Below are 25,768 nucleotides of genomic sequence, written 5' to 3'. Positions count from 1 at the left end.
CCCCCAGATCGAACGTCGAAGGAGGCCGCCATGAACGCTTCGAATCCCGTCGTTCTCCGAGACAGCCACGCCTGGTGGGAGGCCGTGAAGAAGGATCCGGAGGCGCTCGTCGCCTGGCTGCTGGATCAATACCGCGGCGAGGCCACCGCGGCCGGCCGCATCGAGATGCTGCGCGACGCGTTCGCCGAGCCCGGAACGCGCGCGCACCGGATCCTCGGCGTCATCGCCGGGCAGGAGCGCCGCCACGCCGTCTGGGTGGGGGACCTGCTCACCGCCCGCGGCATCGAGCCGAAGATCGGCGCGAAGCGCGAGCGTTACTGGAAGGAGACCCTCGATATCGTCCGCGATCTCGAGACCGGGTGCGCGGTGGGCGCGCACTCCGAGCGCATGCGCCTCGAGCGCATCGAGGTCATCGCGGCCGACCCGGAGGCGCCCCCCGACGTGCGCGCGGTGTTCGAGCGCATCCTGCCAGAGGAGCGCTTCCACGCGCGCGCCTTCGCGGAGCTCGCGGGCGCGGAGGCGCTGGCGGCGACGCAGGGCGCTCACGATCTCGGCCGCCGCGCGCTCGGCCTGGCGCCGTGATCTGCGCCGCGGCTCGTTCACGGCGGCTCCCACCAGCTCGGTCGCCGCGCCGCGCAAACGGGTCCTCGTGGGCCGAGCGCGATGTTTCCGCTCAGAAGGCGATCGTGGAGTACGGGCAGCGCTTCTTGATCTCGTCCACATCGCACGCCTGAGGTGGCATGCAGTTGAACGAGGGCGGGCAGCTCGGGTCCTGCTCGCAGCCGCACCCGCACTCGTTGGAGACGTAGGTCAGGCCTCCGGTGCAGGCGAAGTCGATGACCGCGCACTCCTCCGGGCTGGTGCTCACGTACTGGCGCCACCACTCGCTCGACGGGTCGCACCCGCAATAACGCTCGGTGCACGCCACGCCCCCGCCGGCGGTGCAGGTGCAGGTGTTGCAGCCGTCGAGGGAGGGGAAGCTGTCGCCCTGCTTGTACCCCGCACCTCCGTAGGTGCAGGCCTCCGGACAGCCTTTCTCCGTGCATGCGACGCTGCCATCTCGGCCGCACGTGCAGGTGTTGCAGCCGTCGAGGGCAGGGAAGCTGTCGCCTGGCATGTACTCCACGCCTCCATACGCGCAGCCCTCCGGGCAAGCCACGTCGGTGCACACGATTTCGCCGTCCGCGTTGCACGTGCAGCTGTTGCAGCCGTCGTCCGGTGGGACCGGCGCCCCCGCCGCGTAACCGATGCCGTCTCGTTCACAGCCGTGACACGCGATCTTGGTGCAGCCGACGTTCCCGGAGCCCGAGGGATCGCAGGTGCAGGTGTTGCACCCGTCGGACGCCGGGAACGAGTCACCGGGCATGTAGGCGAGCCCGTCGTAGGTGCAGCGGCCGCTGCAGTCAACCAGGGTGCAGGCGACGTTCCCGTCCTCCATGCAGAAGCAGCTGTTGCACCCGTCCCCGGCAGGGAACGACTCGCCCGGCGCGTGCGTGACGCCTCCCCACGTGCAATCGGAGGTGCACGCCATATCGGTGCAGGCGACGTTCCCGTCCTCTGTGCAGGAGCAGCTGTTGCACCCGTCCTTGTCACGAAATTCGTCGCCGGGGCTGTACTCGACGCCGTCGTACTCACAGGTCGTCCAGCCGATCGGCCCGCAGCCCGCGAGCGCGCCAGAAAGGGCGATCGCGAGCGAGAACACGGGGCCCAATCGAAACCAGGTTGGTCGTAGGTCTGTCATTGGATTCGCTCCTGTGCCAAAGAGTGCCAGGGCCGCGCGCGGGAGGATCCCGACAAAACCGCGCGGTTTGATGCAAGACAGCGTTCAAGGAAAACCTGTGCCAGGTGCGTCGAGCGCCACGCGTTCCGACGCACGCGCGAGTTCGTCGGCAAGAGTAGGGGCTTGTACTGTAGCGGATGATCGTCTAATATAACGGATATGGCTCCTCTGCGCCCCATCCCTGCTGGCCTGCTCCGCGCCGCGTTGCGTGCGGTCCTCCTCTTCGCCCTGCTGGTGTCGTGCGGCGCGGCGGGCTGCTCGCGCGACGACGCTTCGCGTGCCTCCGCCGCCGGATCGGAGAGCGAGTTCGAGACGCTCGAGCTCCGCTATCAGGGCAACAACGGCACGGTGTCGCCGATCGAGCTCGCGGAAGATCTCGGTTACCTCGCGCCGATCCGCCTGCAGTTCGTCGGCAGCACGGTGAGCGGCCCCCAGAGCGTGCAGGCCGTGGTCACCGGCGACACCGACTTCGGCGGCGCCTTCAACGGCGCCATCATCAAGCTGATCGCGGCCAAGGCGCCCATCATCGCCGTGGCGGGCTACTACGGTGTCGACGAGCAACGCCAGAGCGGCTTCTACGTGCTGAACGACAGCCCGCTGCGCACCGCGCGCGATCTGCTGGACAAGACGATCTCGATGAACACGCTCGGTGCCCACAGCGAGTTCATGGTCAAGGAGTTTCTGTCGCGAGGCCAGCTCACGCCGGAGGAAGCCCGGCGCGTCACGCTGCTCGTCATTCCCCCGGTGAACGGCGAGCAGCTGCTCCGCGAGAAGCAGGTCGACGTGGCGACGCTCGGCGACATCTACCGTGATCGCGCGCTCGAGCGCGGCGGCATCCGTTCGCTGTTCTCGGACTATGAGCTCTACGGCAAGTTCACCGCGGGCAGCTACGTGATGAAGACGAGCTTCATCAAGGAAAACCCCAAGACCGCGCGGCGCTTCGTCGAGGCGACGGCCAAGGCCATCGAGTGGGCCCGGGACACCCCGCGCGAGACGGTGGTGGCGCGCTGCATCGCGCTGATGAAAAAGCGCGGCCGGAACGAGGAGGACTCGGCCATCAAGTTCTGGCGCAGCTACGGCGTCGCCGGCAAGGGCGGCCTGATCACGGAGCGCGATTTTCAAGTATGGATCGACTGGATGGTCAAGAGCGGCGAGCTCAAGCCGGGGGAGATCGCCCTGAGTCGCGTCTACACGAACGAGCTCAACCCCTACGCGAACGACCAGGCCGCGAAATAGGCGACGTCGGTCGCCGAGGGGATGGCCTGGCGTGCGCCGTTGCTCAAGACAGCGGCGCGGAGCGCTGGACGAAGGCGTCGATCAAACGGCGCGCGATGCTGACCTTGGGTGGGAGGTCGGGCAGTTGCTCGCGCGAGAACCAGTCGGCTTCGACGATCTCGTGGCCGTCCGGCGTGAGCGCGCCGCCGGCATACGTGGCCGAGAAGCCGATCATCAGCGAGCGGCCGAACGGCCACGGCTGGCTGTCGAAGTACTTCAGATCTCGGATCTGAACGCCGACCTCCTCGCCGACTTCGCGCGCAGCCGCTTGCTCGAGCGACTCGCCGATCTCCACGAAGCCCGCCACCGCGCTGAAGCGCCCGGGCGGAAAGCGCGCGCTGCGCGCCAAGAGCACGCGATCGTCGCGCTCCACCAGCACGATCACGGCGGGCGCGATCCGCGGGTGCACGCTCAACCCACAGCTCGGGCAGCGCCGCGTCTGCTCACCGACGCTGAGTTCGCGCCCGTCCGAGGCCGCGGCGTCCTGTTGGGTGGCCGTTCCGCAGCGCCCGCAGTAGCGGTGCGTCTCGTCGAACTCGACCCCAGCGAGCGCGCGCCCCAGGATGTGCAACGTGGGCTCGGGCAGCTCGGAGAAGAGGGAGCGGACCGAGGCGAACGCGAGCTCGGCCGGAAGCTCGACGCTGGGCCGAGCTCGCGCCGCGTACCAGCCGCGACCCTCGAACCTGCCGAGGAACACGGGTGGATCGGCGAACGCCTCGATGGTGTCGCGCCGGCCGAGGAACAGCCCGCCGGCGCGCTCCACGACCACCTCCAGCCCGCGCACGATCACCACGACATCTTCGTCGACCCTCATCGCGGGGCCAGGGTACCAGGCTCGCCGAGCGCCGCCAGCGCCGCGCACGACAGAAGCTCGGGTCGCCTCACCCGGCAGCTCCGCTTCGGGCTCCTGGCTGCGTCAGGGCAGCGTGCGGGGCTTCCAGAAACCTTCGAGCTTCTCCTCTCTCAGGACTTGATCGAGGAAGCTGCGGTCGACCCAGGGCTCGAAGTCGAACGTCGCGCGGATCAGGCCCAGGCGCTTGGCGTCGGCGATGCTCGTCTTGTAGCGAGCGACCACGTACGCGTCCACGAGCGGGCTGTCCCTGTCGCGCACCGACTCGCCGGCCCAGTCCTCCTTGAAGGCGGCGAACGGGACGCCGGAGCGCGACCAGACGCGGTATGCCGCGCTCAGGTCCTTCTCCTGATCTGCCAGCCACTTCGCTGCCAGGACGTACTGCCGCACCACGCGCTTGGTGATCTCGGGGTACTTTCGGATGAAGTCGTCCGAGCCGATGATGGTGCTGTTGCAGGTGTAGCGGGGGTCGCCCTTGGTCGAATAGATGATGCGCACGATGCCTTGATCGCGCTGCGCGAGCAGGTCGGGGCCGCCGATGGCGGCATCGACGTCCTTGGTGGCCAGGGCCGCCTTGGTGGTCGCGTTGTCCATGTTGATGGCGCGGGTGTCGCGCTCGCTGAGCCCGTTGGCCTCCAGGATGCGCGCCGCCGAGAGCTGCAGGCAGGTGCCCTTGAACACCGCAAAGCGCTTGCCCTTGAGATCCTTGACGCTCTGGATCGGCGAGTCCGCGGGCACGGCGATGTACAGGTTGCTCTTCGGCCCGCTCGCGAGGATGCGCGTCTTCAGGCCGCCGGCGCGGCCGATGATCGACGGCAGATCGCCGAGCAGCGAGAAATCCGTCAACCCGTTGGCGTACGTCTCGTTCACCGCCGGTCCGGCGCCGCGCAGGAAATTCCAGCGCACCGGCACCCCATCGCTCTTGAATTCACTCTCGAGCGCGCTGTTCAGGTTGAGCAGCGACCAGGCCGAGCCCCCCACCACCGGGCGATTGCCGACGCCCACGCCGGGGTTGGCGACGCGGATCTCGCTCGGTTTTTCTGCAGCCTGGGCGCTCAGCGCGATGGCGAGCGGCGCGAGCACCAGGGCGAGCAGCTTGAACAGCTGTTTCATGCAAAGCTCCCTTCCGTTGGGCGTCCGTCGCGAACTATCGAACGGACGATTCGTCCACTATAACGGATGAACTGGGTGAGCGAAAGTGGGCATCGCGCGGTGACGCTCTTCTCTGGGGAGAGCGATGGTCGGAGGCGAGGAGCTTGCCGCTCAAGCTGCTGAGGAGCTGCTGCTGGAGCAACAGTGGCGGCGAGGGGCTGCTCGAATCCGTGCAGCGGCGCGACAGCGGCGCAACAGCAGAAGGCCGCTTCTGCGGCCCCAGAACCGCCCTCCACGGCGGGAGACGGGCGCTCCGCGTCGCGGCACCTGAATCGCTATTACTGCCATGCCTGGACAAGCCGCCTCCTGTTGATCCAGGAGTTACCGCCACAACCTCCCTCTTTGCCGCGCGAGCACGTCAGGTACGCCGCTCCAGGTCGAGCCCGACGCGCCGCTGTCCGCTTCATGGCGCTCTTCCTGCTTCACCGCGCGCGACAGCGGCGACCGGCCTGCCTCGCGGCGGCGCGCGGGCGGGATGGCGGAACGCGCGCTGCCCCAGGGGAACCTCGGTGCTCACGCCGGCGCGCGCAGGAGACGCACACAGCGCCGCGCTAGGCCGATGACCCCAGCGGAGGAGCGTCGGCCATGCGTTGAGGGCGGTGGGCTGGGCGTCAATGGACCGGGCGTTGCACGCTTCGAGACCGACGCGCGGCGCGTTCATCGCAGGTCGGAGCCGGTCCATGCGAAATCTCGGGAGAACGTTGCTGTTCGCAGCCCTTGGCGCCTCGCTCCCGCTCGCTGGCGTGGCGCGCGCCGCAACGCCCTCGGGCGTGGCGCCTGGGTCCTCGTCCGCGGGAAGCTGGTCTCACGGCTCCAAGGATCTCTTCGGCGCCGCGTACGAGAGCTACGACGAGGACCTCAAGTACTCGGCGCGCTCCGACACGGCCCCGATCAGCAATGTATGGTTCACCGGAGCGAGCGGCATCCTGACCGAGGTGTTCTGGCCGACGAACGATACCCCGCAGACGCGGGACAGCCAGCTGCTCGTCACGGCGGCCGACAGAGGCCTCTTCGAGGAGCGGCGAGACGCACGGCGGAGCGTCCGCTGGATCGAGCGCGGCGTGCCAGCTTTCCGGGTGATCACCGAAGATCCGGGCGGCAGGTTCAGGATCGAGAAGATCATCTTCGCCGATCCCGACAGGGACGTGGTCCTGCAGCGCCTGAGGATCACCAGGAAAGTCCGAGGGCTCAGGTTCTTCGTCCTTCACAACCCCAGCGCGGGGAACACGCCGCTCGGTGACAGCGCGATGGCGAGCACCGGAGGCGCGCCGGGAGCGGGGCTGTTCGCCTGGCAAGGCCCCTTCGCCCAGGCCCTCGTGACCTCCATCCGCTGGCGCGACGCCACAGCCGGCTTCTCGGGGACCGAGAGCGACGGCTATCGGGACCTGCAGAACCACCGCACGTTGACCACGCACTACCGCGACGCGAGGGACGGGGACGTCGTGCTGACCGGGGAGCTGGATCTGCCGCTCTCGCCCGGGGTCTGCGAGCTCACGCTGGCGCTCGGCTTCGGACGCGACATCGACGAGGCCCACCGCGCCGCCCAGGCGTCGCTCGGCGAGGACCCCGACGCGCTCCTCGACAGGTACCGGGCCCAGTGGCGCGCCTATCAGGCGTCCCTCCGCCCGCTCGGGAGCGCTTCGCCCGACCTCGCGCGCCTCTACCGGAGCTCCGTGGCGGTGATGAAGTCCCTCGAGGACAGGGCGCACCCAGGGGCCTTCATCGCGTCGCCGTCCGTGCCCTGGGGCGACGTCAGGCTCGACCGGGCGAGCGCGATCTCGCCGAGGACCTCGAGCACGATCACGGGCGGTTACCACCTCGTGTGGCCGCGTGATCTCAGCCAGATCGCGCTCGCGCTGCTCGCCGCAGGCGACACGCGCTCGCCCGTGGCCGCGATGCGGTTCATGAAAGGTATCCAGCTCTCCGCGTCGGACGGCACCTGGGATTTCGGCTCTCTCCATGTCTCGAAGGAGGGTTCATTCTACCAGAACACCTGGTCCGACGGAGAGCCGTACTGGCGAGGCCTGGAGCTCGATCAGGTCGCGCAGCCGATCGACGTCTGTTATCACGTGGTCGAGGCGCGGCTCGTCGCGGCCGGTGCGTGCTGGGATCTCGCGCGCCGCGCCGCCGATTTCCTTGTCGCCTTCGGCCCCTGGACTCCGCTCGATCGATGGGAGGAGGTCTCGGGCGTCTCGCCGTCGACCCTGGCCTTCGTCTGCACAGCGCTCGTCCATGCCGCGGAGCTCGCGGGAGCGATGGGTGACCCCGAGCGCGAGGCCCGGTACAGAGAGACGGCCGAGCGCTGGGCCCGGCAGATCGACGGCTGGACGTTCACTACCCAGGGGGGCACCGCCAACGGGCGGTATTTCGTGCGCGTCGACGGGACCGGCAGCCCGGACGCCCCGAGGGACCCGAACGACGAGCGACGCTACGTGTTGCGTGGGCGCTCCTGGCTGGAGCGCGACATCGTCGATTGCGGCTTCCTCAGGCTCGTCGTCCTCGGGGTGCGCCCGGCGCTCGCCGCGAACATCGCCGATTCGCGCGCGGCCTGCGACGCCGCGCTGCGCGTCGAGGTCCCCGGGGTCGGCCCCGGATTCTTTCGTTATGTCGGCGACGGGTATGGCTTCGACCCGCTCTCCGGCGAGCGGACAGGAGGCATGTTATGGCCGATTCTCTCGGGCGAGAGGGCCGAGTACGAGCTCGCGAAGGCGCTCGAGAAGCCCAGCTCGCCGGCGGCGGCGCGCAAGGGGATGCGCCCCTACCTCGACGCGATGGGGCGCTTCGCGACCGCGTCCCAGATGCTGCCGGAGCAGGTCTTCGATCGCGGGCCCCGCGCCGGCCAGCCGACCGGCTCGGCGGCGCCCCTCGGGTGGGCGCACGCCGAGCTCGTCCTGGCCCTGCGCGCGCACGACGACGCGGCGCTCTTCCGCCGGCCGATGAGCAGCGCCGGAGGCGCCGCCCGAGGGGACGCGACCCCTCGCGGGACGGGCGCGGCTCCTCCGCTCCGCGACTGATCCGCATCGGGGGCGCCTCGTCCACGCCACAGGCAGCCTAGCGAGGCACCTCGCCGTGGATCACCTGCCGCACCGTCAGGACGACGAGGCGGCCCGCGTCGCGCTCCTCCGCGAGCCAGTCCAGGAGTGTGGAGAAGTCCTGTCTGGAGATGCTGTACTTGCCGCAGGCGTCACAGACATGGTGGAAGATGAGCTGTATCCATCCGCCGTCCTGCTGCGCGCTGCGGATGATAGCCTGGATCGTGGGGACGCCCTGGCTGCGGCTGAGGGAGCCGGGCGCGCGGGTGGCGGTGGGGTCGCGCGGAGGGATGGACTCCGCCCGTGGACACACGATGCACGAGGGGAACGCGAGCCCGCCCGCGCGCCTTCCGCTGTCGTAACCGCAGGAGCGCACCAGCTCGACGCTGACGCCGTCGTGAGCGCCCCAGGGGTAGGCGAAGTCGCTCACGGCGAAGCCCAGCGCGAGGAGGGCGCGGCGATCATCGCAGATCTGCCGGCGCTGCTCGCTGACCTTGAGCCCGGGCAGCCGCACGTGATTGATGGTGTGGCCGCCGATCTCATGGCCGTCGGACGCGAGCTCGCGGAGCTGCGCGACGGTCAGGTAGCCGGGGCGGTCGAGCGCACCGCTGTTCACGAAGAACGTGGCATGCATCCTGTGCTCGGCGAGGATGGAGCGCGCGGAGAGCTGATCCGCCAGCGTGTCGTCGAACTCGATGGACACGACAAGGGCGCCCGGGTGACGCCGCGTCAGGTGGACCGGGGAGAGGAGCACGGCGGCGAGGCACGCCACGATGAACGCCAGCACCGCCTGCTGTCGGCGCGTCGCGGGGCGCCGCGCACAGCCCCTGTCCGTGGGCATGATCTCCACGGAACACGTCGCCGTATCATCGACCGTGCCCGGGCCTCCGGCGCCCTTCCGGGAAGACCAGCGCGCTCTGCGCCTTCCAGGAACGCCTGGAGATGCTCCCGGGACGGCGAGCGGCTGCGACGGCGTCGGGGCATAGGCCGGTATGCCCATGCCGCAAGCCAACGGCCTCGGATATGACTGCCACGTGCATCGGGTCATGTGACGACGGACGGCGAGCCGGGACGACGAGGGCGGCGCTGTCCCGCGCTTCCGAGGACGTGACCCGAGCACCGGATGGCGGTCTTGAACCCACCGGACAGAGGTGCTGACAAATGACTTACGGACGAACGAGTTTACCGAAGCTGATTCTGGTACTGGGAGCGCTCGGCATCTCCCTCTGGGGCTGCGGCGGCGATGTCGACGGGACCACCAGCGCCGGCGGCGACGGCGGCGGCCCCACCGCGGGCGCCAGCACGAGCAGCACCTCGGGCAGCGGGAGCGTGTCGGGAAGCACGACGGGCCCGGCCAGCGGCAGCACCAGCACCGGCAGCGATGGCGCCGGTGGGAGCGGCGCCGGCGGCGACGCCAGCACGAGCAGCGCTGGTGGGGGCGCCAGCACGAGCGGCGCAGGTGAGGGCGCGAGCACGAGCGGCGCGGGTGGCGGCGCGAGCACGAGCGGCGCGGGTGGCGGCGAGGCCATCACCTGCCCGTCGCCCGCGCTGAGGGCCGGCGACACGAACAAGACGATCACGATCGGCTCCTCGAACCGCAGCTATGTCTTGCATGTCCCTGCCGCGTACGACGGCAGCAAGCCGGTGCCTCTCGTGGTGGACCTCCACCCCCTCGGCGGCTCTGGCCCGTCGGAGCGATCGGGCTCGCCGTATCCGGCGCAGACCGACCCGGAGGGGGTGATCATGGCCTTCCCGTCAGGGCTGTCCGGCCCGTCGGGCGGCGCCTGGAACGTGGGGCCCTGCTGCGTGAAGAACACCGACGACGTGGCCTTCGTCAAGGCGATGGTGGCCGAGATCCAGGAGACCGCCTGCATCGACCCCAAGCGCATCTACGCGGTCGGCTTCTCGATGGGAGGCGGGATGTCCCACTACCTCGCTTGCCACGCGGCCGACACGTTCGCCGCCGTGGCGCCCGCCGCCTTCGATCTCCTGCAGGAGAACGTCGGCGACTGCAAGCCGTCGCGCCCCATCACCGTGATCTCGTTCCGCAGCACCGGGGATCCGATCGTGCCTTACGCCGGTGGATACTCCGCGGTGGTGAGCGGCATGCCCATCACGTTCCTCGGGGCGAAATCGACCCTCGAGAAGTGGGGCCAGATCAACAAGTGCACGGGCTCGCCATCGGCCGAAGACAGCAAGGGCTGCTCGACCTTCTCGAACTGCGAGGGCGGCGTCGAAGTGGCCCTCTGCACGAAGCAGGGAGGGGGTCACGACTACGGCAACGCCTCGGTCGGCTGGCCCGTCCTGAAGCGGCACACCCTGCCGTAACCGCCTCCTGGCGCGCGCTCTGCGTGCTCGACGCGGCGCGTCCCCTCCATTCCGCTGCACGGCGTCCCCCGATCATCGCCGTCCCGCTCACACCCGCCTCCACGTTCGAGCGACTCCGCTGACATCGAGATACGCCCCGCTGTGGGATGCAATGACGCTGCGCATCCACAGCGCGGTCTGTCGGCCTGCAGCGCCATCAGAAGAATCTGCTGCTGGTGTGCAAATACCGCTTGATCGTAGCTGCGGCGTGACACGCGAACTCGCGCGTTGGCGGCCGACGCCTTGATCGTTCGACGTGACGAGTGATACTTTGGGAGCCTGCCTCCCGAGCGGCTTCGTCGTCCAGCGGGAGGCGCCAACGAGCTTCCCATGAAGGTCAGCGGAACCACAATCCTGACGCGGAAAACCTTGGTGAGCCGGAGATTCGGCTCGGAAGCGTGGCGCGGCCTCTTTCGTGACATGGCGCTGAGCCATCCGTGGTTCAGGCAGCCGATCACGGCGAGCAGCCTGGTTCCGCTGCCCGAGTTCCTCACGTTCCACGACGAGCTCGTTCGGAGATTCTATCCGGACCGCAAGGACGCCCTCTTCGAGCTCGGCGCCGAGTCGGCGCGCTGGGCGCTCGTCGATGGCCCGCTGAAGCGCTTCGTCCGAGATCCGGAGATGTCCTCGCTGGTCACGGCCATTCCGACCCTCTGGCATCGTTATTTTTCCGAGACCGACAGCCGCTCCGAAGCGGCGCTGCGGGACGCCGGCGTCGAATTTCGAGTTCGCGACCTCCCGGCCTGGCACCCGTATTTCGAGCATTTCGTGATCGGGTACACGAAGGAGATGCTGGAGCTCTATTGCGCCAACCCGATCTGGACCCATCGCCTCGCCGGGGGACGCGGGACGACGTACAACTATCTGCTCGCCACCGATCCCGTTCCGAGCGCTCCTCCGAGCGGCGAGTGCGCTCGGCCCGTCCGGTCACGAAGGGCGCTCACGGAGCGCGAGCTGGAGGTGCTGCGGCTCGTCGGGGTCGGCAAGACCAACCGCGAGATCGCCGTCGTCCTTCACATCTCCCAGAAGACCGTGCAGCATCACATCGCCCACGCCTACGACAAGCTCGGCATCTACAGCCGCGCCGGCGCGACGCTGTGGCTGGGCGAGCGGGGGCTCCTGGGCTGAGGGGCGACGCGAGCGCGCGCCGCTGGCCGGCCCGCAGAGCGACGAGCGCTCGCCGGGAGACCGCGAGCCTCACGGTCGCCTGGCATACGGCGGCGCGACGGTCCCATCGGCGATGGACGCGCTCTCCGTCAGCACTGGATTGGCTCGTGGCTCACCTCGCCGTCGGTGATCGTGAGAGGGCCGCGCAGGCCACGCTGCGGGGGCAGGTTGCGCAAGCCCTCGCTCACGTTGCGCAGCTTTCGCCCGATCCGGGCGGCCCCTGACGCCGCAGCCGGACGTGCACGCGGTGGAGACCGCGCCGCCCGACGTGTGGCCTGACTCCTGCCAAGGAGACTGTCCAAGGAGGCTGTGCCCCCGCAGCGCTGCGACCGTCGGATCGAGGTCTCATCGCACGTAGGTCGCGTCGAGTTGCCTCTCATGCTCGCCGACCGATCGGCAGGGGGATGACAGGGATCACGCGCCGCGCTCGCGCCCGGCGCAAGGCGCCCTTTCTCTCCAGGGGAGGGGCTCGCGCACGAACATCGCTTTGCCGGGAGCGGCGAGGCGACATTGGAGGAAACATCATGAACGTTCAGGCTTGGTTCAAGGGCAGTCGTATTGCATCCGTCGTCTGGCTCGCGCTCGCCGTGGCCCCGCTCGCCGCGGGCTGTCAGGTGGAGGTGGCCGACGATGCGCCCGAATCGATCGTCTCCGAGTCCAGTGAGGTGAGGGGAGGCGGCGGGGAACAGGGCGGCGTCTGCGGCGGCCTCGCCGGGATCGCGTGCGAGCGCGGCTTCTTCTGTGACTACGACATCAAGGCGCAGTGCGGCGCGGGCGATCAGACCGGCGTCTGCGCGCCCATCCCGAAGGCGTGCACCCAGCAGTACAATCCCGTTTGCGGCTGCGACGGCAAGACCTACAGCAATGCATGCTTCGCGAACGCGGCAGGCGTCTCGGTCGCGTCGCCCGGCAAGTGCGGCGCGCTCCCGTGAGCGCGCGCCGCGGGGGGCCTGATGTGCCTCGTCCCCCCGCGGTGTCGACTCGATAGCTCGCTGTCCTCCCGCGTCGATGTCGACCTACCTGGCTCTCCTCGGGGAGCGGAGGGGCCCGCACGATCGCCGCGGGAGGGCGCGCGGCGCGCCTGCGCCGCCCTCCTTTCATGTGGAAATCTTCACTGCATCATCAATGGAAAACTTTGTTTCTATTGATATGGAAAATTGCACCGCACCCCGGCCCTGCACTTCGGGCCGATCTGGCTGATCACGGCATGCCGCACGCTTCTGGCGTGAGGTTTCGTCACGCAATCGATGCATAATTGACATAAGATTGCCCCGAAACGCGAACTGAGGAGCGATCGATGACCTTAAAAATTCTTCGTTGTCTGTTGCCTTTCGCTGCGCTGGCGGCCGCGCCTCTCGTGGGCTGTGGCTCGTCCGACGACCCCGGCGCGACCGGGGCGGGCGCCGGCGCGAGCAGCAGCACCGGAGGGCAGGGCGCGGGCGGCGACGGCGCGGGCGGCGACGGCGCAGGCGGCGAGGCGGGCGGCGTCTCCGCGGAGCCGCCGGATTACGCCGCCGCGTTCCCGCAGGACCGGGTTCCCCGCATCGACATCACCATCACGCCCGAGCAGTGGCAGCAGATGGTCGACGACATGACGGACATGGCCGGCGAGTTCGGCTCGCAGGGCGGTCCATTCGTGCCGCCTCCGGAGTGGGTCACGGCCTGCGATGGTCTCGTGGCCGGCGACGCCTGCACGATCTCGCTCTTCGGATCCGACACCGCGGGGACGTGCACGGAGCTCCCCGGCGGCCTGACCTGCCAGCCGAACCCGCAGGACCCCGACGAATTCACGCCGCCGCAGGACTGGATCGACGCCTGCGAGGGGCTCGCGGCGGACGCCGGCTGCACGATCGACATCTTCGGGACCGAGACCGAGGGGACGTGCACCGACGTCAAGGGCGAGCTGGCCTGCATGCCGCCCGGCCCTGGGGGCGGCGATCCGGGGCTCATCAGCAGCGTCGAGCTGCTCCCGCGCACGCCTGTCTACGTCGAGTGCGACGTCGCCACCGAGGATCGGCAGTGGAAGCACGTCGGCATTCGCTTCAAGGGCAACTCGAGCCTGCTCCTGCCCTGGAACGCGGGCAACTGGAAGCTGCCGCTGCGTCTCAACTTCGACCGATTCGAGGATGCGTATCCCGAGACCAAGAATCAGCGCTTTTACGGGTTCGACTCGATGTCGTTCGCGAGCGGGTACCTGGATCCCTCGCTCCTGCGCGAGAAGATCGGCACCGACATCTTCGCCAAGGCGGGGATCCCCGCGCCCGCGACCGCGTTCTACCGGGTCTTCATCGATCACGGGGAAGGGCCCGTCTATTTCGGGCTGTACACCGGCATCGAGCTCCCGTCGGACGAGTCGTTCCTCGACACCCATTTCGGCGGCCACAAGGGCAACCTCTACAAGCCCGACGGCACCGGCGCGCGGTGGGAGACGTGGGACCCCGACACCATCGTCAAGGAGAACAACGAGGGCGACACCGACCTCTCGGACGCGCGGGCGCTGTTCGACGCGCTGCACGCCGACCGGACCGACGCCGCCGCCTGGCGCGCGGGGCTCGAGGCGCGCCTCGACGTCGACGGTTTTCTGCACTGGTTCGCGCTGAACGCGGTGGTCGAGGACTGGGACGTGTACGGCCGCCTGCCGCACAACTACTATCTCTACGCGGACCCGAACAAGGGCGGGCAGTTCACGTGGATCCCCTGGGATCACACCTTCGCGTTCTCGGACGCCGATGCGGGCGTGAACATCGGACTGACGGCGCTGCCCCTCTCGATGGCCGACGTGACCGAGCAATGGCCGCTCGTCCGCTACCTGCTCGACGATCCGGTCTATCTGGAGGTCTACCGCGGCTACGTGGCGCAGGCCGCCACCGAGGAGTACGAGGCGGCCGCTTCAGAGGCGTGGTTCAAGGCGGCGCACGACCTGATCGCGCCGTACGTCGTCGGGCCGGAGGGCGAGATCGAGGGGCACACGCACCTCATGACGCCCGAGGATTTCGACAACGGACTCGCCACGCTGATCGCCCACGCCAAGGGACGGACAGCGGAGGTGGCCCTCTACCTCGAGCAGTGAGGGTCGAGGCGCCACCTCGTAGTTCCTGGCGGGTGTGGCATCTCTGGTGGCGGGTGGCGACCGCGCGAAGCGCGGCTGCACGAACCGTCAGCAGGATTGGCTCGTTTGGAGCCTGGTCGGGAAGAACGAATCTCGTCTCGGCCGTCGCCGATTTCGGCTTCGAGGCGTCATCTCGAAGGGCTGCGCGGCTTTCGCCGGCGCGCCGGCCGTCTCTGCGAGGCCCCCCCGAGGCGCTTTTGAATCGCCGCCTGGGTCTCGCGAGGCAGCGTCGCGATGTACTCCACGGACAACGCGCGGAGCATCGCGTCCGGCAGGGCGAGAACCGCCTGCGCCTCGGTGAGCCCGGCGAGCCGCTGCTCGGGGGCGAGACCCGCGAGCCGCTGCTCGGGGGCGAGCCCGGCGAGCCGCTGCTCGGGGGCGAGACCCGCGAGCCGCTGCTCGGGGGCGAGCCCGGCGAGCCGCTGCTTGGGCGGCACCCGCGCGACGAGGCGCGCGAGCACCTTCTCGAAGCTCTCGACCACCCGCTTTTCGTCCTTCATGTGCCGCTTCCTCTGCCCCGGGAGTGGACGTCGAAGCTGCTCGACATGCTCCAGGAGCGCCCAGAACACCGCGATCTCCGCCGGGGAGAGCGCCGGGATCCCGCCGGGGTCGGCGACCATCCCAGGCGTCACAGTGTACAGCAGATGGTCGCCCTCGCGAGCGTTCGCCGGCACCGTCTCCACCACCCGCAGGGGGAAGATGCAGAGCCGACCCTCGTGTGTGCCCGGTCCCGTCGGCGTGAGCGCACAGTCGAGCGATCTCAGCGCCTCGACGAAGCGGGGGGTCAGCCGGGGCGCGAGCACGCGGAGGGCGATGGCGGCGGGGTCCTCAATCTCTGCAACGACGAGGTACTGCAGCGCGTAAGCGAGGAGCATGCGGGCGTCGTCGCGTTCGAGCTCGTCGGTCGGCCCCTTGAAGTGCACGAGGGTGTGCTCTGCCAGCTCGCCCACGACGCTGGTGAGCAGGCTCGGCCTGGGCGGGGCGCCGCGCCGCCGGCGCCGAAGGATGACGAGGTCGACGCGGAGCGGCTCGCGCGCGAGCTGAAACTCCGAGATGCACTGATACCAGCCCGCGGGCAGCACGTGCTCGAGGAGCGCGACGAGCACCGGGTGCCATGCCGTGTAGACGCGAACGCGACGGCGCCCCTGCGGGGAGCGCGTCCCGCGCTTCGTCGTCGTGCGTGCGGCCTTCGCCATGAGGAGCAGCGCTACCACGACCGCTGAAGACAGGCGAGTTCGTGGCATGAAGCGGTGACACCGGCGTCGCAGCGCGGTGCCCTGCGTCGTTCCCGTCCCAGATCAGGTGTCCGGGTGACGATGACGGCCCGATCGACGCTGGCGTGCACGAGCAAAACATTGGCTTGCGGGAGGAAGCGCGCCAGCGCGGATCTCCGCATCTTCTTCCCATCTCCGGGGCAGGACGCCCCGCGATGCCATCGAGAGAGGAATCCCCCATGTCGAAGCTCATCCGCGCCGCCGCCGTCGCCTCGTTCACCGCCCTCGCCGCCTGCGCCTCGGAGGCCGCGGGCCCGAGCGTGCCCGCAGAGGGCCCCGCCGGCGCGCCGGCCGCGAAGCTCGCCGCGTTCACGTCGGACGCCGCCGGCTTTGATACGCGCTCGTATTACTACGACACCGGGCGCGAGGTCGTCGTGTTCGATGCCCAGTTCACGGGAGCGTACGCCAGAAGCGCCATCGCGCAGATCCGCAGCGAGACGCAGAGCCCGATCACGTACGTCGTGGTGACGCACCCGAATCCGGACAAGTTCAACGGCGCGTCCGAGTTCCAGAAGATCGGCGCGAAGGTCGTCGCGAGCCGCGCCACCGCGGGCGCGATCGACGAGGTCCACGCCTACAAGAAGGCGTACATGGTCGGCGCGGGCATGTTCACCGAGGAGACGTACCCACCGAAGGCCGTCGTCGACGTGACGTTCGAGGGGGCGTACTCGCTCCCGCTGCAGGCCGGCGCGGTCGAGCTGCGCGAGCTCGAGCACGCCGGCGTCTCGACGACGCAGACCGTCGCGATCGTCCCCTCGGCGAGGGCGCTCGTCGTCGGCGATCTCGTGCACCACAAGGCGCACGCGTGGCTCGAGGGCGGCATCCGCAACGGCAAGCCGTCGCCGGACCTCGCCTCGTGGCGCGCGGCGCTCGACGAGCTGCTGGAGTTCGACGGGCTCACCGTCTACGGCGGTCGGGGGCAGACCGCCCCGGTGCGCGCCGCGGTGGACGAGCAGAAGGCGTACCTCACCGCGATGGAGTCCCTCGTCGAGCGCTACGTCGCCTCGCTCGGCGAGAAGAAGAGCGAGCTCTCGGGGGCCGAGGCTTCGAGCCACCACAAGAAGATTGCGGCTCTCGCGAGCGCCGAGTTCCCTGACTACGATCTCGCCTACATGATCGAGTACGGCGTCTACGGGCTCGCGAACGCGATCGCGAGCAAGTGAAGGCCTCGGCGCGGCCGCCTGAGCGCGCTGTTCGCCCGGGCGCGCCGCGCCGGTTCACCCCGTGCTCGCCTCGTTCGCCTGCGCGCGGGCCCGGTAGTCCTTCGGCCGCTCGCCCGTGAAGGCGGCGAACGCGCGGGTGAACGCCCCCAGGCTGTCGAACCCGACAGCGACCGCGGCGTCGGTGACGCGGGCGCCGCCTCCGGCCAGCAGCTCCATCGCGCGCAGCATCCGGGCGGTGCTCAGGTACTCGGTCCACGTCGTCCGCGCCTCCTCGACGAAGCGCCGCGACAGCGTGCGCGTCGAGGTGCGCGCCGCGCGAGCGGCGTCGTCGAGGGTCGGGTGCTCGCCGAGGTGCTCGCGCGCGAACCACATCGCGCGAGCGAGCTCGGGCGAGCGCGCGACAGGCAGCTTGAAGGGGAGCGGCTCGGCGACCCACTCCCGGCACAGCGCCCCGAGCGTCTTGAAGAAGAGCGACGCGGTCGCGTCGCGCCCGCCGTGGTCTGGCCCCCAGCGCATCGCGTGGAGGACCATCTCTCGCGCGAGCGGCGTCACCGCGAAGACACGGCAGTCGACGCGCTCCTCGCCTTGCGGGTCGCCGGAAGGCAGCGGCACCTGGGTGAGCCGCGGCGACAGGTACACCGTCCGCAGCGCGACGGGCCCCGCGGCGTGCGCGCGGTGCATGACGTGGGCCGCGATGAACGCCGCGCGCTGCGGCGGCAGGATCCAGTGGGCGCTGCCGACCTCGAGGTGCAGGACGCCCGCGCTAGCGTAGAGCAGCTGGTGCTTGCGGTGCGCGTGCACGTCGCCGCTGAACGGCAGCACATCGTCGGCGAGGCCGAACGCGGGCAGGTCGACCGCATCGACGTCGACCGGCGCGCGCGGCGCGGAGCGCGATGCCCCCGGCGCGGGCGAGCCGGCGAGGAGCGGGGTGGATGCCTTCGAGACGCTCCCGGGCGGAGGGGGCGTCGCGCTCACCCCGCGCGCGGGCCGCCCCTGGGCACGGCGGGTTGCACTCCTCGATCCCATGCTCGTCGAGAGGATAGGGCGAAATTCGCCGCGAGGACGCTCGGCCAGGCGGTCGCGTCCCAGCGCGGGATGCTTCGGTGGGCAGGCGCTGCGCCGGGAGGGCCAGGCGGGGGTGTGTTCATCCTGATGTTCCCGCCCCACGCGCTTCGAAGGTAGGATGGCGGAATGACGCGTGTGATCGTCGCCGGCGCCGTGGCGTGGACCGACGTGGGCGCGATCCGGCGCGAGCTGGCGAAGCTTCCGGCGGGGGCGACCGTGATCCACGGCGACTCGCCGGGCGCGGACGCCCTCGCCGGGCGCGTCGCAGCCGAGCTAGGGCTCGCCGTGGAGCCCATGGCGAAGAACAAGGCGGACTATGCGAAGTACAAGCGTGGTGCCTGGAAGGGGCTCAACAAGCGGATGCTGGCGAGCGGGGTAGTGCAGGTGCTTGTGTTTCATCCCGCGATCGAAAAGAGCCGCGGGTCGGGACACCTCGCCGAGCTGGCGAAGGCGGCTGGTGTCGAGGTGAGCGTGTTCGCGGAGTGAGGGGCACGGAGGGCGCGCCTGGCAGGAGCGCAGCTGTTGAGAGGTTATGGGACATGACGGCAGCTTGGCGACAGCACCCGAGGCTTGAGGGCCGCTTCCACGTCGACCACCCGGACGACGTGCAAGTCCTGGTTCACGATGGTGGGCCGCGGCTCACCGATCGCCGTCCGGAGCTTGTCTGGGTGCGCGTTACCGCATGCCACGGCGATGTCTTTACCGCCCGGGTCCTGAACCAACCGCACCAGTTGAAGACCGTCAACGAAGGCGCAGAGGTTCGGTTCATTGCGCCGACAGGCGGCGAGAACCTGCTGCAGGTCCGCGAGCAGTACCTGCGAGAGCGCGCAGACTGGACCATCGGCCCGTGCAGCAAGTGCGGCCTGGACGAGCTGTTCGACGCGCCTTCCGAGCTGATCGCGAGAGTCTTCCCGAATATTCCTGCTGGCGCAACGATGGACGCGTTCAGCGCCTTCTGCGGTGCATGTGGCGGTGTCCAGATGGTCCAGCACAAGGACTTCAGAGAGGACGACGGCGAGGGGCCGGACGAGCAAGCGGAACAGCAGCTTCCGGGCAAAAAGTGGTGGCAATTCTGGAAGTGAACCATCGGATGAATGGCCATCACGGGACGTCATCCAGACGTGCGAAGGGCAGGGCGTTTCATGTTTCCCGCCTCCCGCGATGACGCCAGGTCGCTGCTCGCGACCCTGGGCGCTCCGCCTCACTTGTTGCGGCACGTCGAGCTCGTCGGGGAAGCGGCCGATCTGCTTATCATCCTCTTCCGCGAGCAGGGCATTCCGATCGACGAGGACTTTGTTCGGGTTGGCGTGGTGCTCCATGACGCCGGCAAGATCGAGCACCCTCGAGAGCTCACGGGGCCGGGCAGCGAGCACGAACCCGCAGGCGAGCGGATGCTCCTCGCAGCCTCGGTCACGCCGGCGCTCGCGAGAGTGTGCTTGTCGCACGCACGCTGGCAGCAGATGGCATCTACACTGGAGGAGCTCATCATCGCCCTGGCCGACAAGCTCTGGAAGGGAGTGCGCGCGCCGGACCTGGAGGAACGAGCGCTTCTGGAGGCCACGGCGCGCGGCGGCCGTGATCGCTGGGGCCTGTTCATCCCCTTCGACTCTTGCTTCGAGAGGATCGCTGAACGAGGGCATGTGCGATTGGAATGTAGCCGACACGAGCGCTAACTCCCGGGTGGAACCGCCGGCGCATCGGGCCGGGGCTCATCGGAGCGATGGGCAGACTCGAGCAGACTCATGGGCATCTACCTGTTCCGCGTAACCTGCACAGCTTGCGCGTTCGAGGGAATGCTGCGCGAGGGCCCTTCTGGAGCCTACTACCAGCTTCCTGATGGCGACAGCGCCGTCGCGAAGACCGCGCCCGCGTGGTGCACGGAATGCGCCACGGTCGTGGACGCGGAGGTTTTGCCGTCGCTCGACGATGCCAGGCGCGAGCTGGCTGAATTTGAACGCCAAGGTCCCGCCATGCACGCGTTTCTCAACGATGCCGCCGGCTTCCGTCATCCCATGATGCTGCTGGAACACCACATCGCAGGTCTGCAGTCGACGTTGAAATGGCGAGCGCTCCGTCAGTCGCCGCCGCGCTGCCTCACGTGTACATCGCATCATGTTGATTATCTCCCATGGAGGATTGGGAGTGAGAATCAAGCCATGCAGCATCCGTCGTGCCCCGGAATGCTGAAATTTGCGACGCACGCTCATGCCGTCCCGCGCGCTCGCGGGTACTCGGTGGAGGGGTACCCGCTTGCGTTGTGACGTGGGCAGAGGAGCTTGCGATGAGGCCCGGAGGCGATCGGCGGGATGGCGCGGAGCACGCCGCTGGCCATGCACAGTCAGCGGGTCCGGTGCGTCGGAGACGCGCGCGGGTCAGCGCGCAGCCATGCCGGGAAAACCCGCCGAGTGCACGGTCCGGGTCCCTTCGATCCCCTTCAGGTCGACGTGCGAGGCGCGCGGCGGCGTCCAGCCCTCGGCGGTGAGCAGGCCGACGAGCCCGGCGTCGGCGGCGAGCGGCGCAGAGACGGTGAGCTCGCCGCCTGTTGAGACGCCGAGCAGGCGCGCCGCCGTGTTCACGGTGCGGCCGAAGTAGTCGAGGCGCTGGTTCAGGTTGACGAGCAGCGCCGGGCCGCGGTGCATGCCCGCCCGGAGCACGAGGCGCTCGCCCTCGGGCCGGCCGACGTTGTGGCCGAGCATGCCGCGCATGGCTGCGCTCAGCGCCGTCACCGCGGACCGCTCGTCCAGGAAAGTGGCCATGACCGCGTCGCCGATGGTCTTGACCACCGCGCCGCCCTGAGCTTCGACCGCGCCAATCACGATGTCGAAGTGATCGCGCACAAGGTTGTACGCGGGGGCGTCGCCGATCCGCTCGTACAGCCGCGTGGAGCCGCACAGATCGGTGAAGACGACGAGGACCGATCGGACCGTCAGCCGCTCCCGCGCCGACAGCACCATGCCGCCGAAGTAGCGCCGGTACTCCGGCACGTGGAGCAGCTCGAGCCCGCTGAGCCGCCGCGGCAGGCTGGCCGGATCGAGCTCGTCCTTCAGGACATCGTGATGAACGACGAAGCCGCACTGCGGCCAACCCACGTTGGTGAGCGCGATCGTGAGCGGGCCGGGCCGCACCGCGAGCTCCGTCACGTCATAGTGGGGCCCCGCGAGCTGCGAGATCGCGACGGCCTGCACCTCGTCCGTGGGCTCACCCTCGACGCGGAGGATGCCCTTGGCGCGGGTCAAGGGGCAGAAGTAGCGGTAGCGGCCCGGGGTGAGCACCTCGGTCGCCGCCGCGGTCTCGCCGAGCGCGGCGGTCATGCCATAGCGGGGATCGAGCGCCGACGGCGGCGGGCAAACGGGGGGGAAGCCGAGGTCCTCGATGGACCGGCCGAGCGAGAACGTCACCTCGACGCGCGCCGACATGTCGACGTCGAAGGAGTACTCGCACATCGGGCAGAACGAGACGGCGGCGGCCGTGGCGAGGTCGTCGATCGCCTGGGCCAGCATGTTGCAATGGCTGCAGTGGACGTCCCAGTGCATGTCGAAGAGGCCAGTCTGGGTGCCGTGCAGCAGGACGCGGATGACCGCGTGCGCGTCGAGCGCGGTGTCCGCCGCGACCACGTGGGGGTTGATACGGTAGCGACGGACGAGCGGCGCGTCGTGGAGCCATCGCTCGACCGCATCGATCTCGCCTGCGTTCACGGGGTGCTGCTGCCTGAGCCGCTCGAACAGGCTCTTCAGACGGTGGGTGTCCATGGCTGCTCCCCCAGCATGCGCATGTCTCGCAGGCGGCGGGAAGTGTCGCGTGCGTGCCCGGCCGCGTCGCCCGATCGCCGCGAGCCGCTGTGCTGCGGCACATCGAGCTCGTCGGGGAAGCAGCGTACCCGCTGCGCGAGGCGGCAGAGCGGCCGCCGACGATCGGACGCGGTAGCGGGCCGGGCTGGGTCGCCCGAGAGCCGCGCATAGACGGTCGGCAGCGCAGCAGCTTGCGCCATCCTTGCGCAAATCGGGCAGACTCGGCCCCAGCTGGGTGGGCGGCGCATCCGCGATGGCATAGAAAACAGGTCATGAGGCGTGGCACGCACCCTGCTTGGAGCGGTGCATCGGCTCGCAGCAAAACCGTGTGCTGCCCGCGCCCGAGGGTCAACCACCTTTGGAGAGCTGCCATGGGAATTCATCCTGCCTCGTTCCTGCGCTTCGTCGTCTCCGCGGCCAGCGCGTGCGCGCTTTCCCTCTTGGTCGCGGCCTGCATGGTCGACGCTGGCACCGAGCCCGACGAGGAGAGCGCTCCGTCGATCAGCGAACCGACGCTCTCGCCTCAGCTGGCGCCGAACTGCGACACCCAGTACACCCACTCCTGCTGCCTGGACACCTGCACCGAAGACCGTTACTACTGCCAGTCATCCTGCGCCGGTATTCCGCAGCCCGACCGCGGCCAGTGTCTCAACGACTGCCAGGGGGGGTACCAGCCCTGCTTGCACCTGTGTGATGTGATCTTCCGCATCACTCCTCTCCAGTGATGGGAGCGGCGCCACTGCGCGGGAGCAAGCGCAGCGCGAGGCGCGCTCCTGTCACGCCACCAGCGCCGCGCTCTTACCACCGGACCCAGCGGGATATCCTCTCTCGTCCCCCAGTCCTCGCGACGTCACCCGCTGTCTGGCCGCGCGTCGCTCATCGCTCGAGGGACAGGCGGGCGAGCTACCGAGTCGCCGCGCCCGGGCGCTCTCAGGGACAGGAATTGTTACACGAGTAGAATGTGGTGCTGCACGGGCCACCCCATCCACTCGGGAGGCCGGGACAGGTGTGGTACCAGTAAGAGTACTTCGCGCAGCGGCCCGGGCCGGTCACCTCGCAGTAGCGATACTGGCACACCGAGCAATCCGACGCCGCCCCTTCCGCCTCGCCGACCTCCTCCTCCGGAACGGTCTCCAGCTCGCCGTTCCGCGCTGCCGTCTCCTCATCGGGCTCGGCGGCTGCGACGCAGCCGAGACCCCAGGACGCGAACAGACCAGCCGTGATCGCAGCGAAACCAAGATACCGGTGGATGCAAGAAGACATGGTTCCTCCCGAGCTCAACCGCGCTATTGCGGCGGCCGGACGCTACACCAGCGCAAGCGCGGGTCGCGAGGGGTCCTGTGCAGGTCACCTGTTCGACGAGCGTTCTTGCGGCGCGCGACACAGGGCGTGCCTCCGCGCCTCGGGACCTCTGCTCCCTCCGGAGGCACACGCAGGACATCGGCGGGGTGAGCGCTTCGTCGCGCGCCGACCCGTCCGGCAGCCGGATCCGGCAGCGCTCACCGGGGATAGGCCGATCGTCCTCGCCCACCAGCTCGACGGCGATCCAGTCGAGCTCCGCCGCCGGTTGTTCCGCGCTCGCCAGCGCCTGCGCGCCTTCGGCTCGGATCCGCGGTCGAGTCGAGGAGGGGGAGCGGCAAGATCAGTTGTCCAATCCGAGACGGGCACGCGTACGAGCTTGACGCCGACGCTCATCCAGGTGCAGCCAGGACGTGAGGTGCGGGCATGGATGTGATCTCGGATTGTGCCCTCCTTGTGTCGAAGATCGGATGGCAGCCGCGGCATGGCAGCTTTGCGCTCACCGTGGTGTGCAAGGCGACGTTCGAGCTGCGGCCCGAGCTGTCGCCGCTCGCCGCCACGCAGGAGCCCGTGGTCGAGGCCGACGTGTACACCGGCGAGGGCGGCGCCCTCGCGCTCGCGTCGGAGCTCGTGCCATTCAAGCAGCGGCCCGAGGTGCTCGTCTCCGGGCATGCGTATGCGCCCGAGGGGCGGCCCGTACCGTCGCTCGTCGCGCGCCTCGCGGTCGGTGGTATCGACAAGGCGATCCAGGTGGTCGGCGATCGGCGCTGCGGCCCCGATGGGCGGCTCGGCGAGCCGGCGCATTTCATCCGCATGCCGCTCGCATGGGAGCGCGCGGTCGGCGGCCCGGACACGAGCAATCCAGCCGGCAGGCCATTCGGCGCTGCGGCGGGAGCTGACCGCTCGGGCCGCGAGCCGGCGCCCAACCTGTGGCCTGTCGGGCGCCGGCTCGCGTCGCAGGGCGACATCGTCCCGCCGGTGGGCTTCGGCCCGATCGCGCCGGCGTGGCCATCGCGCGCGGCCTGCCTGCACCGGCATGCCGCCTTCTGGCACCCGAGGCGGTGGCATGAATGGCCGCTTCCTGAGGACATCGACGGCGGGTACTTCAACGCTGCACCGCCCGATCAGCAATGCACCGAGCCGTTCGGCGCGGAGGTGATCTACCTCGAGAACCTGCACCCGCGCTTCGCGCACCTGTCGACGCGGCTCGCGCCTGTCACGCCGGCCGCGATCGTCGATCATGGATCCGGGCGGCAACGTCTTCAGCTGCGCTGCGACACGCTGCAACTCGACACGGATCGCGGGCTCGCGATGCTCGTGTGGCGAGCGCATGTGCTGCTCGAGCGCGCAGACTGCCCTGGCCGCGTGGTCGTGACAGGACCCGGCGCGCCGGAGGCGGTGCCCTCGAGGCTGGCCCGCGACGCGCTCCGCGTGGATGGCACGCTCGCGGTGGGCGCCGCGCTGCCCTCGTCGACCGCGCCGCCGTTCTCAGGCGTCGCGGCGCGGGCCCCGAGCTCCGTGCCGCCGCTGTCGTCGGTCCGCGCCGTATCGGCGTCTCTGACGCCCACCAGAGAGCACACGACCCAGCCGAGCTCGGGCTCAACCACGCCGTCGCTCATCGAGCACCCGCTCACGAGGACCGAGACGCCGGGGCTCGCCGAGCACCCGCTTACGAGGACCGAGACGCCGGGGCTCGTCGCGTCGTCGGCGGCGCTGCCCTTCGTCGCTGCGCAAGGGCACAGCGCGCCTCGGAGCGACGCCCCGCCCCGAGCGAGCACGTCGGGGCTCCCGTTTGTGCCGGCGTCGGAGCCGCCTCGCCCCTCCGCGCCGCCGCCGCTGTTTGTGCCGGCGTCGGAGCCGCCTCGCCCCTCCGCGCCGCCGCCGCTGCCCGGCGCGATCGCGGCGCTCTCCGCAGGACCCTCCGAGGCGCCCGCGCCCGTCACCGAGCGGCCTCCGGCCGTGGAAACCGACGCGACGGACGCGCCGGCGCCGATCGTCGAGCCCGCGTTGGAGGTCGCCTTCGAATCGTATCCGCCGGAGCGATGCGGTGCGATCGCGGCGCGCCTCGCGTGCGACACGGGCTCGACCGGCGACGTGCTCCACGCCGAGGAGCTCGACGAGGCGCGATGGCAGCGCGTCCACGCGCACTGGCTCGACCGGATCCGCGGTGAGGCCGCGCGCAGCAGGAAGGCGCTGCTCTCGATCTATGACAACGCCTACGTGAGCGCGCTCGAAGCGGAGCGCGGCCCCATTGCGCCGGACGACTACGCGCGCCTCGCCGAGGCCGCCGAGCGCAGCGAGATCGCGGGAGCGCTCGCCGAACGTGGCCTCCCGGCCGAGGCGTGGCCGCATATTCACCGCGTATGGATCCAGCGCCTGGTGAAGGACGTGCGGCTTGGAAAGCAGGTGCGGAGGGTCATCGATGCGCTGCGCGAGGCGAGCTGAGC

The 25,768-nt window shown here is 69.7% G+C and carries 23 protein-coding genes; 14 read left to right on the top strand and 9 right to left on the bottom strand.

Going from position 1 to position 25,768, the window contains the following annotated elements; all coding sequences use genetic code 11:
- Positions 1–30: 30 nt before the first annotated feature.
- Positions 31–582: a ferritin-like domain-containing protein gene (locus WMF19_RS23395; RefSeq protein WP_437901106.1), complete on the top strand. Its 552-nt coding sequence runs from the start codon at positions 31–33 to the stop codon at positions 580–582.
- A gap of 91 nt (positions 583–673) precedes the next feature.
- On the opposite strand, the gene WMF19_RS23390 is transcribed toward WMF19_RS23395, so the two are convergent.
- Positions 674–1,702 carry a hypothetical protein gene (locus WMF19_RS23390; RefSeq protein ID WP_437901105.1) on the bottom strand — a complete coding sequence of 343 codons (1,029 nt, stop codon included), beginning with the start codon at positions 1,700–1,702 and terminating at the stop codon, positions 674–676.
- A gap of 237 nt (positions 1,703–1,939) precedes the next feature.
- Between WMF19_RS23390 and WMF19_RS23385 the strand changes: the two genes are divergently transcribed.
- Positions 1,940–3,016, top strand: a complete 1,077-nt coding sequence (locus tag WMF19_RS23385; protein ID WP_437901104.1) for an ABC transporter substrate-binding protein — start codon at positions 1,940–1,942, stop codon at positions 3,014–3,016.
- Positions 3,017–3,059: 43 nt separating this feature from the next.
- Here WMF19_RS23385 and nudC read toward each other — a convergent pair whose 3' ends face one another.
- Positions 3,060–3,869 carry an NAD(+) diphosphatase gene (nudC, locus tag WMF19_RS23380; protein WP_437901103.1) on the bottom strand — a complete coding sequence of 270 codons (810 nt, stop codon included), beginning with the start codon at positions 3,867–3,869 and terminating at the stop codon, positions 3,060–3,062.
- A 102-nt stretch (positions 3,870–3,971) separates the two neighbouring features.
- The gene (locus WMF19_RS23375; protein ID WP_437901102.1) at positions 3,972–5,018 is read right to left on the bottom strand and encodes an ABC transporter substrate-binding protein; all 1,047 of its coding nucleotides are present in this window, start codon (positions 5,016–5,018) and stop codon (positions 3,972–3,974) included.
- Between the two features lie 719 nt (positions 5,019–5,737).
- On the opposite strand from WMF19_RS23375, the gene WMF19_RS23370 reads away from it, so the two are divergent.
- Entirely contained in the window at positions 5,738–8,071 is a 2,334-nt protein-coding gene (locus WMF19_RS23370) for a glycoside hydrolase family 15 protein (protein WP_437901101.1), read from the top strand.
- A 37-nt stretch (positions 8,072–8,108) separates the two neighbouring features.
- Here the strand turns inward: WMF19_RS23370 and WMF19_RS23365 are convergent, their stop codons facing one another.
- Positions 8,109–8,930 (bottom strand): polysaccharide deacetylase family protein, encoded by an 822-nt coding sequence (locus WMF19_RS23365; RefSeq protein ID WP_437901099.1) that lies wholly within the window; start codon positions 8,928–8,930, stop codon positions 8,109–8,111.
- A 325-nt stretch (positions 8,931–9,255) separates the two neighbouring features.
- Positions 9,256–9,669: a hypothetical protein gene (locus WMF19_RS23360; protein ID WP_437901098.1), complete on the bottom strand. Its 414-nt coding sequence runs from the start codon at positions 9,667–9,669 to the stop codon at positions 9,256–9,258.
- Between the two features lie 28 nt (positions 9,670–9,697).
- Here WMF19_RS23360 and WMF19_RS23355 point away from each other — a divergent pair, with 28 nt between their 5' ends.
- The 4 genes from WMF19_RS23355 to WMF19_RS23340 all read left to right on the top strand — a co-directional run bounded on the left by WMF19_RS23355 (position 9,698) and on the right by WMF19_RS23340 (position 14,693).
- On the top strand, positions 9,698–10,417 hold the full coding sequence (locus tag WMF19_RS23355; protein WP_437901097.1) for an alpha/beta hydrolase family esterase: 720 nt from the start codon (positions 9,698–9,700) through the stop codon (positions 10,415–10,417).
- Between the two features lie 411 nt (positions 10,418–10,828).
- On the top strand, positions 10,829–11,584 hold the full coding sequence (locus tag WMF19_RS23350) for a response regulator transcription factor (RefSeq protein WP_437901095.1): 756 nt from the start codon (positions 10,829–10,831) through the stop codon (positions 11,582–11,584).
- 563 nt (positions 11,585–12,147) lie between these two features.
- Positions 12,148–12,555, top strand: a complete 408-nt coding sequence (locus WMF19_RS23345; RefSeq protein ID WP_437901094.1) for a Kazal-type serine protease inhibitor family protein — start codon at positions 12,148–12,150, stop codon at positions 12,553–12,555.
- A gap of 365 nt (positions 12,556–12,920) precedes the next feature.
- Positions 12,921–14,693, top strand: coding sequence for a CotH kinase family protein (locus WMF19_RS23340; protein ID WP_437901093.1), 1,773 nt, complete (start codon positions 12,921–12,923; stop codon positions 14,691–14,693).
- Between the two features lie 167 nt (positions 14,694–14,860).
- Here WMF19_RS23340 and WMF19_RS23335 read toward each other — a convergent pair whose 3' ends face one another.
- Positions 14,861–15,928, bottom strand: a complete 1,068-nt coding sequence (locus WMF19_RS23335; RefSeq protein ID WP_437901092.1) for a hypothetical protein — start codon at positions 15,926–15,928, stop codon at positions 14,861–14,863.
- 257 nt (positions 15,929–16,185) lie between these two features.
- Here WMF19_RS23335 and WMF19_RS23330 point away from each other — a divergent pair, with 257 nt between their 5' ends.
- A complete protein-coding gene (locus tag WMF19_RS23330) occupies positions 16,186–17,169 on the top strand; it encodes an MBL fold metallo-hydrolase (RefSeq protein ID WP_437901091.1) in 984 nt (327 codons plus the stop codon).
- 54 nt (positions 17,170–17,223) lie between these two features.
- Here the strand turns inward: WMF19_RS23330 and WMF19_RS23325 are convergent, their stop codons facing one another.
- A complete protein-coding gene (locus WMF19_RS23325) occupies positions 17,224–18,144 on the bottom strand; it encodes an AraC family transcriptional regulator (protein WP_437901090.1) in 921 nt (306 codons plus the stop codon).
- 216 nt (positions 18,145–18,360) lie between these two features.
- Between WMF19_RS23325 and WMF19_RS23320 the strand changes: the two genes are divergently transcribed.
- The 4 genes from WMF19_RS23320 (at position 18,361) to WMF19_RS23305 (ending at position 20,495) form a co-directional block, all read left to right on the top strand.
- Positions 18,361–18,720 carry an SLOG family protein gene (locus tag WMF19_RS23320; protein ID WP_437901089.1) on the top strand — a complete coding sequence of 120 codons (360 nt, stop codon included), beginning with the start codon at positions 18,361–18,363 and terminating at the stop codon, positions 18,718–18,720.
- Positions 18,721–18,773: 53 nt separating this feature from the next.
- Complete coding sequence (locus tag WMF19_RS23315; protein WP_437901088.1) at positions 18,774–19,316, top strand: hypothetical protein; 543 nt, start codon at positions 18,774–18,776, stop codon at positions 19,314–19,316.
- A gap of 12 nt (positions 19,317–19,328) precedes the next feature.
- Entirely contained in the window at positions 19,329–19,907 is a 579-nt protein-coding gene (locus tag WMF19_RS23310; RefSeq protein WP_437803629.1) for an HD domain-containing protein, read from the top strand.
- 69 nt (positions 19,908–19,976) lie between these two features.
- Positions 19,977–20,495: a hypothetical protein gene (locus tag WMF19_RS23305; RefSeq protein ID WP_437901087.1), complete on the top strand. Its 519-nt coding sequence runs from the start codon at positions 19,977–19,979 to the stop codon at positions 20,493–20,495.
- Between the two features lie 111 nt (positions 20,496–20,606).
- Here WMF19_RS23305 and WMF19_RS23300 read toward each other — a convergent pair whose 3' ends face one another.
- Positions 20,607–21,983 (bottom strand): DUF5939 domain-containing protein, encoded by a 1,377-nt coding sequence (locus tag WMF19_RS23300; RefSeq protein ID WP_437901085.1) that lies wholly within the window; start codon positions 21,981–21,983, stop codon positions 20,607–20,609.
- A 410-nt stretch (positions 21,984–22,393) separates the two neighbouring features.
- Between WMF19_RS23300 and WMF19_RS23295 the strand changes: the two genes are divergently transcribed.
- Positions 22,394–22,747 carry a hypothetical protein gene (locus tag WMF19_RS23295; RefSeq protein ID WP_437901084.1) on the top strand — a complete coding sequence of 118 codons (354 nt, stop codon included), beginning with the start codon at positions 22,394–22,396 and terminating at the stop codon, positions 22,745–22,747.
- Positions 22,748–22,952: 205 nt separating this feature from the next.
- On the opposite strand, the gene WMF19_RS23290 is transcribed toward WMF19_RS23295, so the two are convergent.
- On the bottom strand, positions 22,953–23,285 hold the full coding sequence (locus WMF19_RS23290; protein WP_437901083.1) for a hypothetical protein: 333 nt from the start codon (positions 23,283–23,285) through the stop codon (positions 22,953–22,955).
- A gap of 462 nt (positions 23,286–23,747) precedes the next feature.
- Between WMF19_RS23290 and WMF19_RS23285 the strand changes: the two genes are divergently transcribed.
- Positions 23,748–25,766 carry a DUF2169 domain-containing protein gene (locus WMF19_RS23285; RefSeq protein WP_437901082.1) on the top strand — a complete coding sequence of 673 codons (2,019 nt, stop codon included), beginning with the start codon at positions 23,748–23,750 and terminating at the stop codon, positions 25,764–25,766.
- Positions 25,767–25,768: the final 2 nt, after the last annotated feature.

Source organism: Sorangium sp. So ce124 (assembly GCF_051525235.1).
GTDB lineage: Bacteria > Myxococcota_A > Polyangia > Polyangiales > Polyangiaceae > Sorangium > Sorangium atrum.
This window is presented reverse-complemented; position numbering and strand designations above follow the sequence as displayed.

Excerpts from the sequence above, each read along its gene's own strand:
- WMF19_RS23395 (WP_437901106.1), top strand. The coding sequence starts at position 31 with ATGAACGCTTCGAATCCCGTCGTTCTCCGAGACAGCCACGCCTGGTGG.
- WMF19_RS23385 (WP_437901104.1), top strand. The coding sequence starts at position 1,940 with ATGGCTCCTCTGCGCCCCATCCCTGCTGGCCTGCTCCGCGCCGCGTTG.
- nudC (WP_437901103.1), bottom strand. The coding sequence starts at position 3,869 with ATGAGGGTCGACGAAGATGTCGTGGTGATCGTGCGCGGGCTGGAGGTG.
- WMF19_RS23375 (WP_437901102.1), bottom strand. The coding sequence starts at position 5,018 with ATGAAACAGCTGTTCAAGCTGCTCGCCCTGGTGCTCGCGCCGCTCGCC.
- WMF19_RS23370 (WP_437901101.1), top strand. The coding sequence starts at position 5,738 with ATGCGAAATCTCGGGAGAACGTTGCTGTTCGCAGCCCTTGGCGCCTCG.
- WMF19_RS23365 (WP_437901099.1), bottom strand. The coding sequence starts at position 8,930 with ATGCCCACGGACAGGGGCTGTGCGCGGCGCCCCGCGACGCGCCGACAG.
- WMF19_RS23345 (WP_437901094.1), top strand. The coding sequence starts at position 12,148 with ATGAACGTTCAGGCTTGGTTCAAGGGCAGTCGTATTGCATCCGTCGTC.
- WMF19_RS23340 (WP_437901093.1), top strand. The coding sequence starts at position 12,921 with ATGACCTTAAAAATTCTTCGTTGTCTGTTGCCTTTCGCTGCGCTGGCG.
- WMF19_RS23335 (WP_437901092.1), bottom strand. The coding sequence starts at position 15,928 with ATGGCGAAGGCCGCACGCACGACGACGAAGCGCGGGACGCGCTCCCCG.
- WMF19_RS23330 (WP_437901091.1), top strand. The coding sequence starts at position 16,186 with ATGTCGAAGCTCATCCGCGCCGCCGCCGTCGCCTCGTTCACCGCCCTC.
- WMF19_RS23320 (WP_437901089.1), top strand. The coding sequence starts at position 18,361 with ATGACGCGTGTGATCGTCGCCGGCGCCGTGGCGTGGACCGACGTGGGC.
- WMF19_RS23315 (WP_437901088.1), top strand. The coding sequence starts at position 18,774 with ATGACGGCAGCTTGGCGACAGCACCCGAGGCTTGAGGGCCGCTTCCAC.
- WMF19_RS23310 (WP_437803629.1), top strand. The coding sequence starts at position 19,329 with ATGGCCATCACGGGACGTCATCCAGACGTGCGAAGGGCAGGGCGTTTC.
- WMF19_RS23305 (WP_437901087.1), top strand. The coding sequence starts at position 19,977 with ATGGGCATCTACCTGTTCCGCGTAACCTGCACAGCTTGCGCGTTCGAG.
- WMF19_RS23300 (WP_437901085.1), bottom strand. The coding sequence starts at position 21,983 with ATGGACACCCACCGTCTGAAGAGCCTGTTCGAGCGGCTCAGGCAGCAG.
- WMF19_RS23295 (WP_437901084.1), top strand. The coding sequence starts at position 22,394 with ATGGGAATTCATCCTGCCTCGTTCCTGCGCTTCGTCGTCTCCGCGGCC.
- WMF19_RS23290 (WP_437901083.1), bottom strand. The coding sequence starts at position 23,285 with ATGTCTTCTTGCATCCACCGGTATCTTGGTTTCGCTGCGATCACGGCT.
- WMF19_RS23285 (WP_437901082.1), top strand. The coding sequence starts at position 23,748 with ATGGATGTGATCTCGGATTGTGCCCTCCTTGTGTCGAAGATCGGATGG.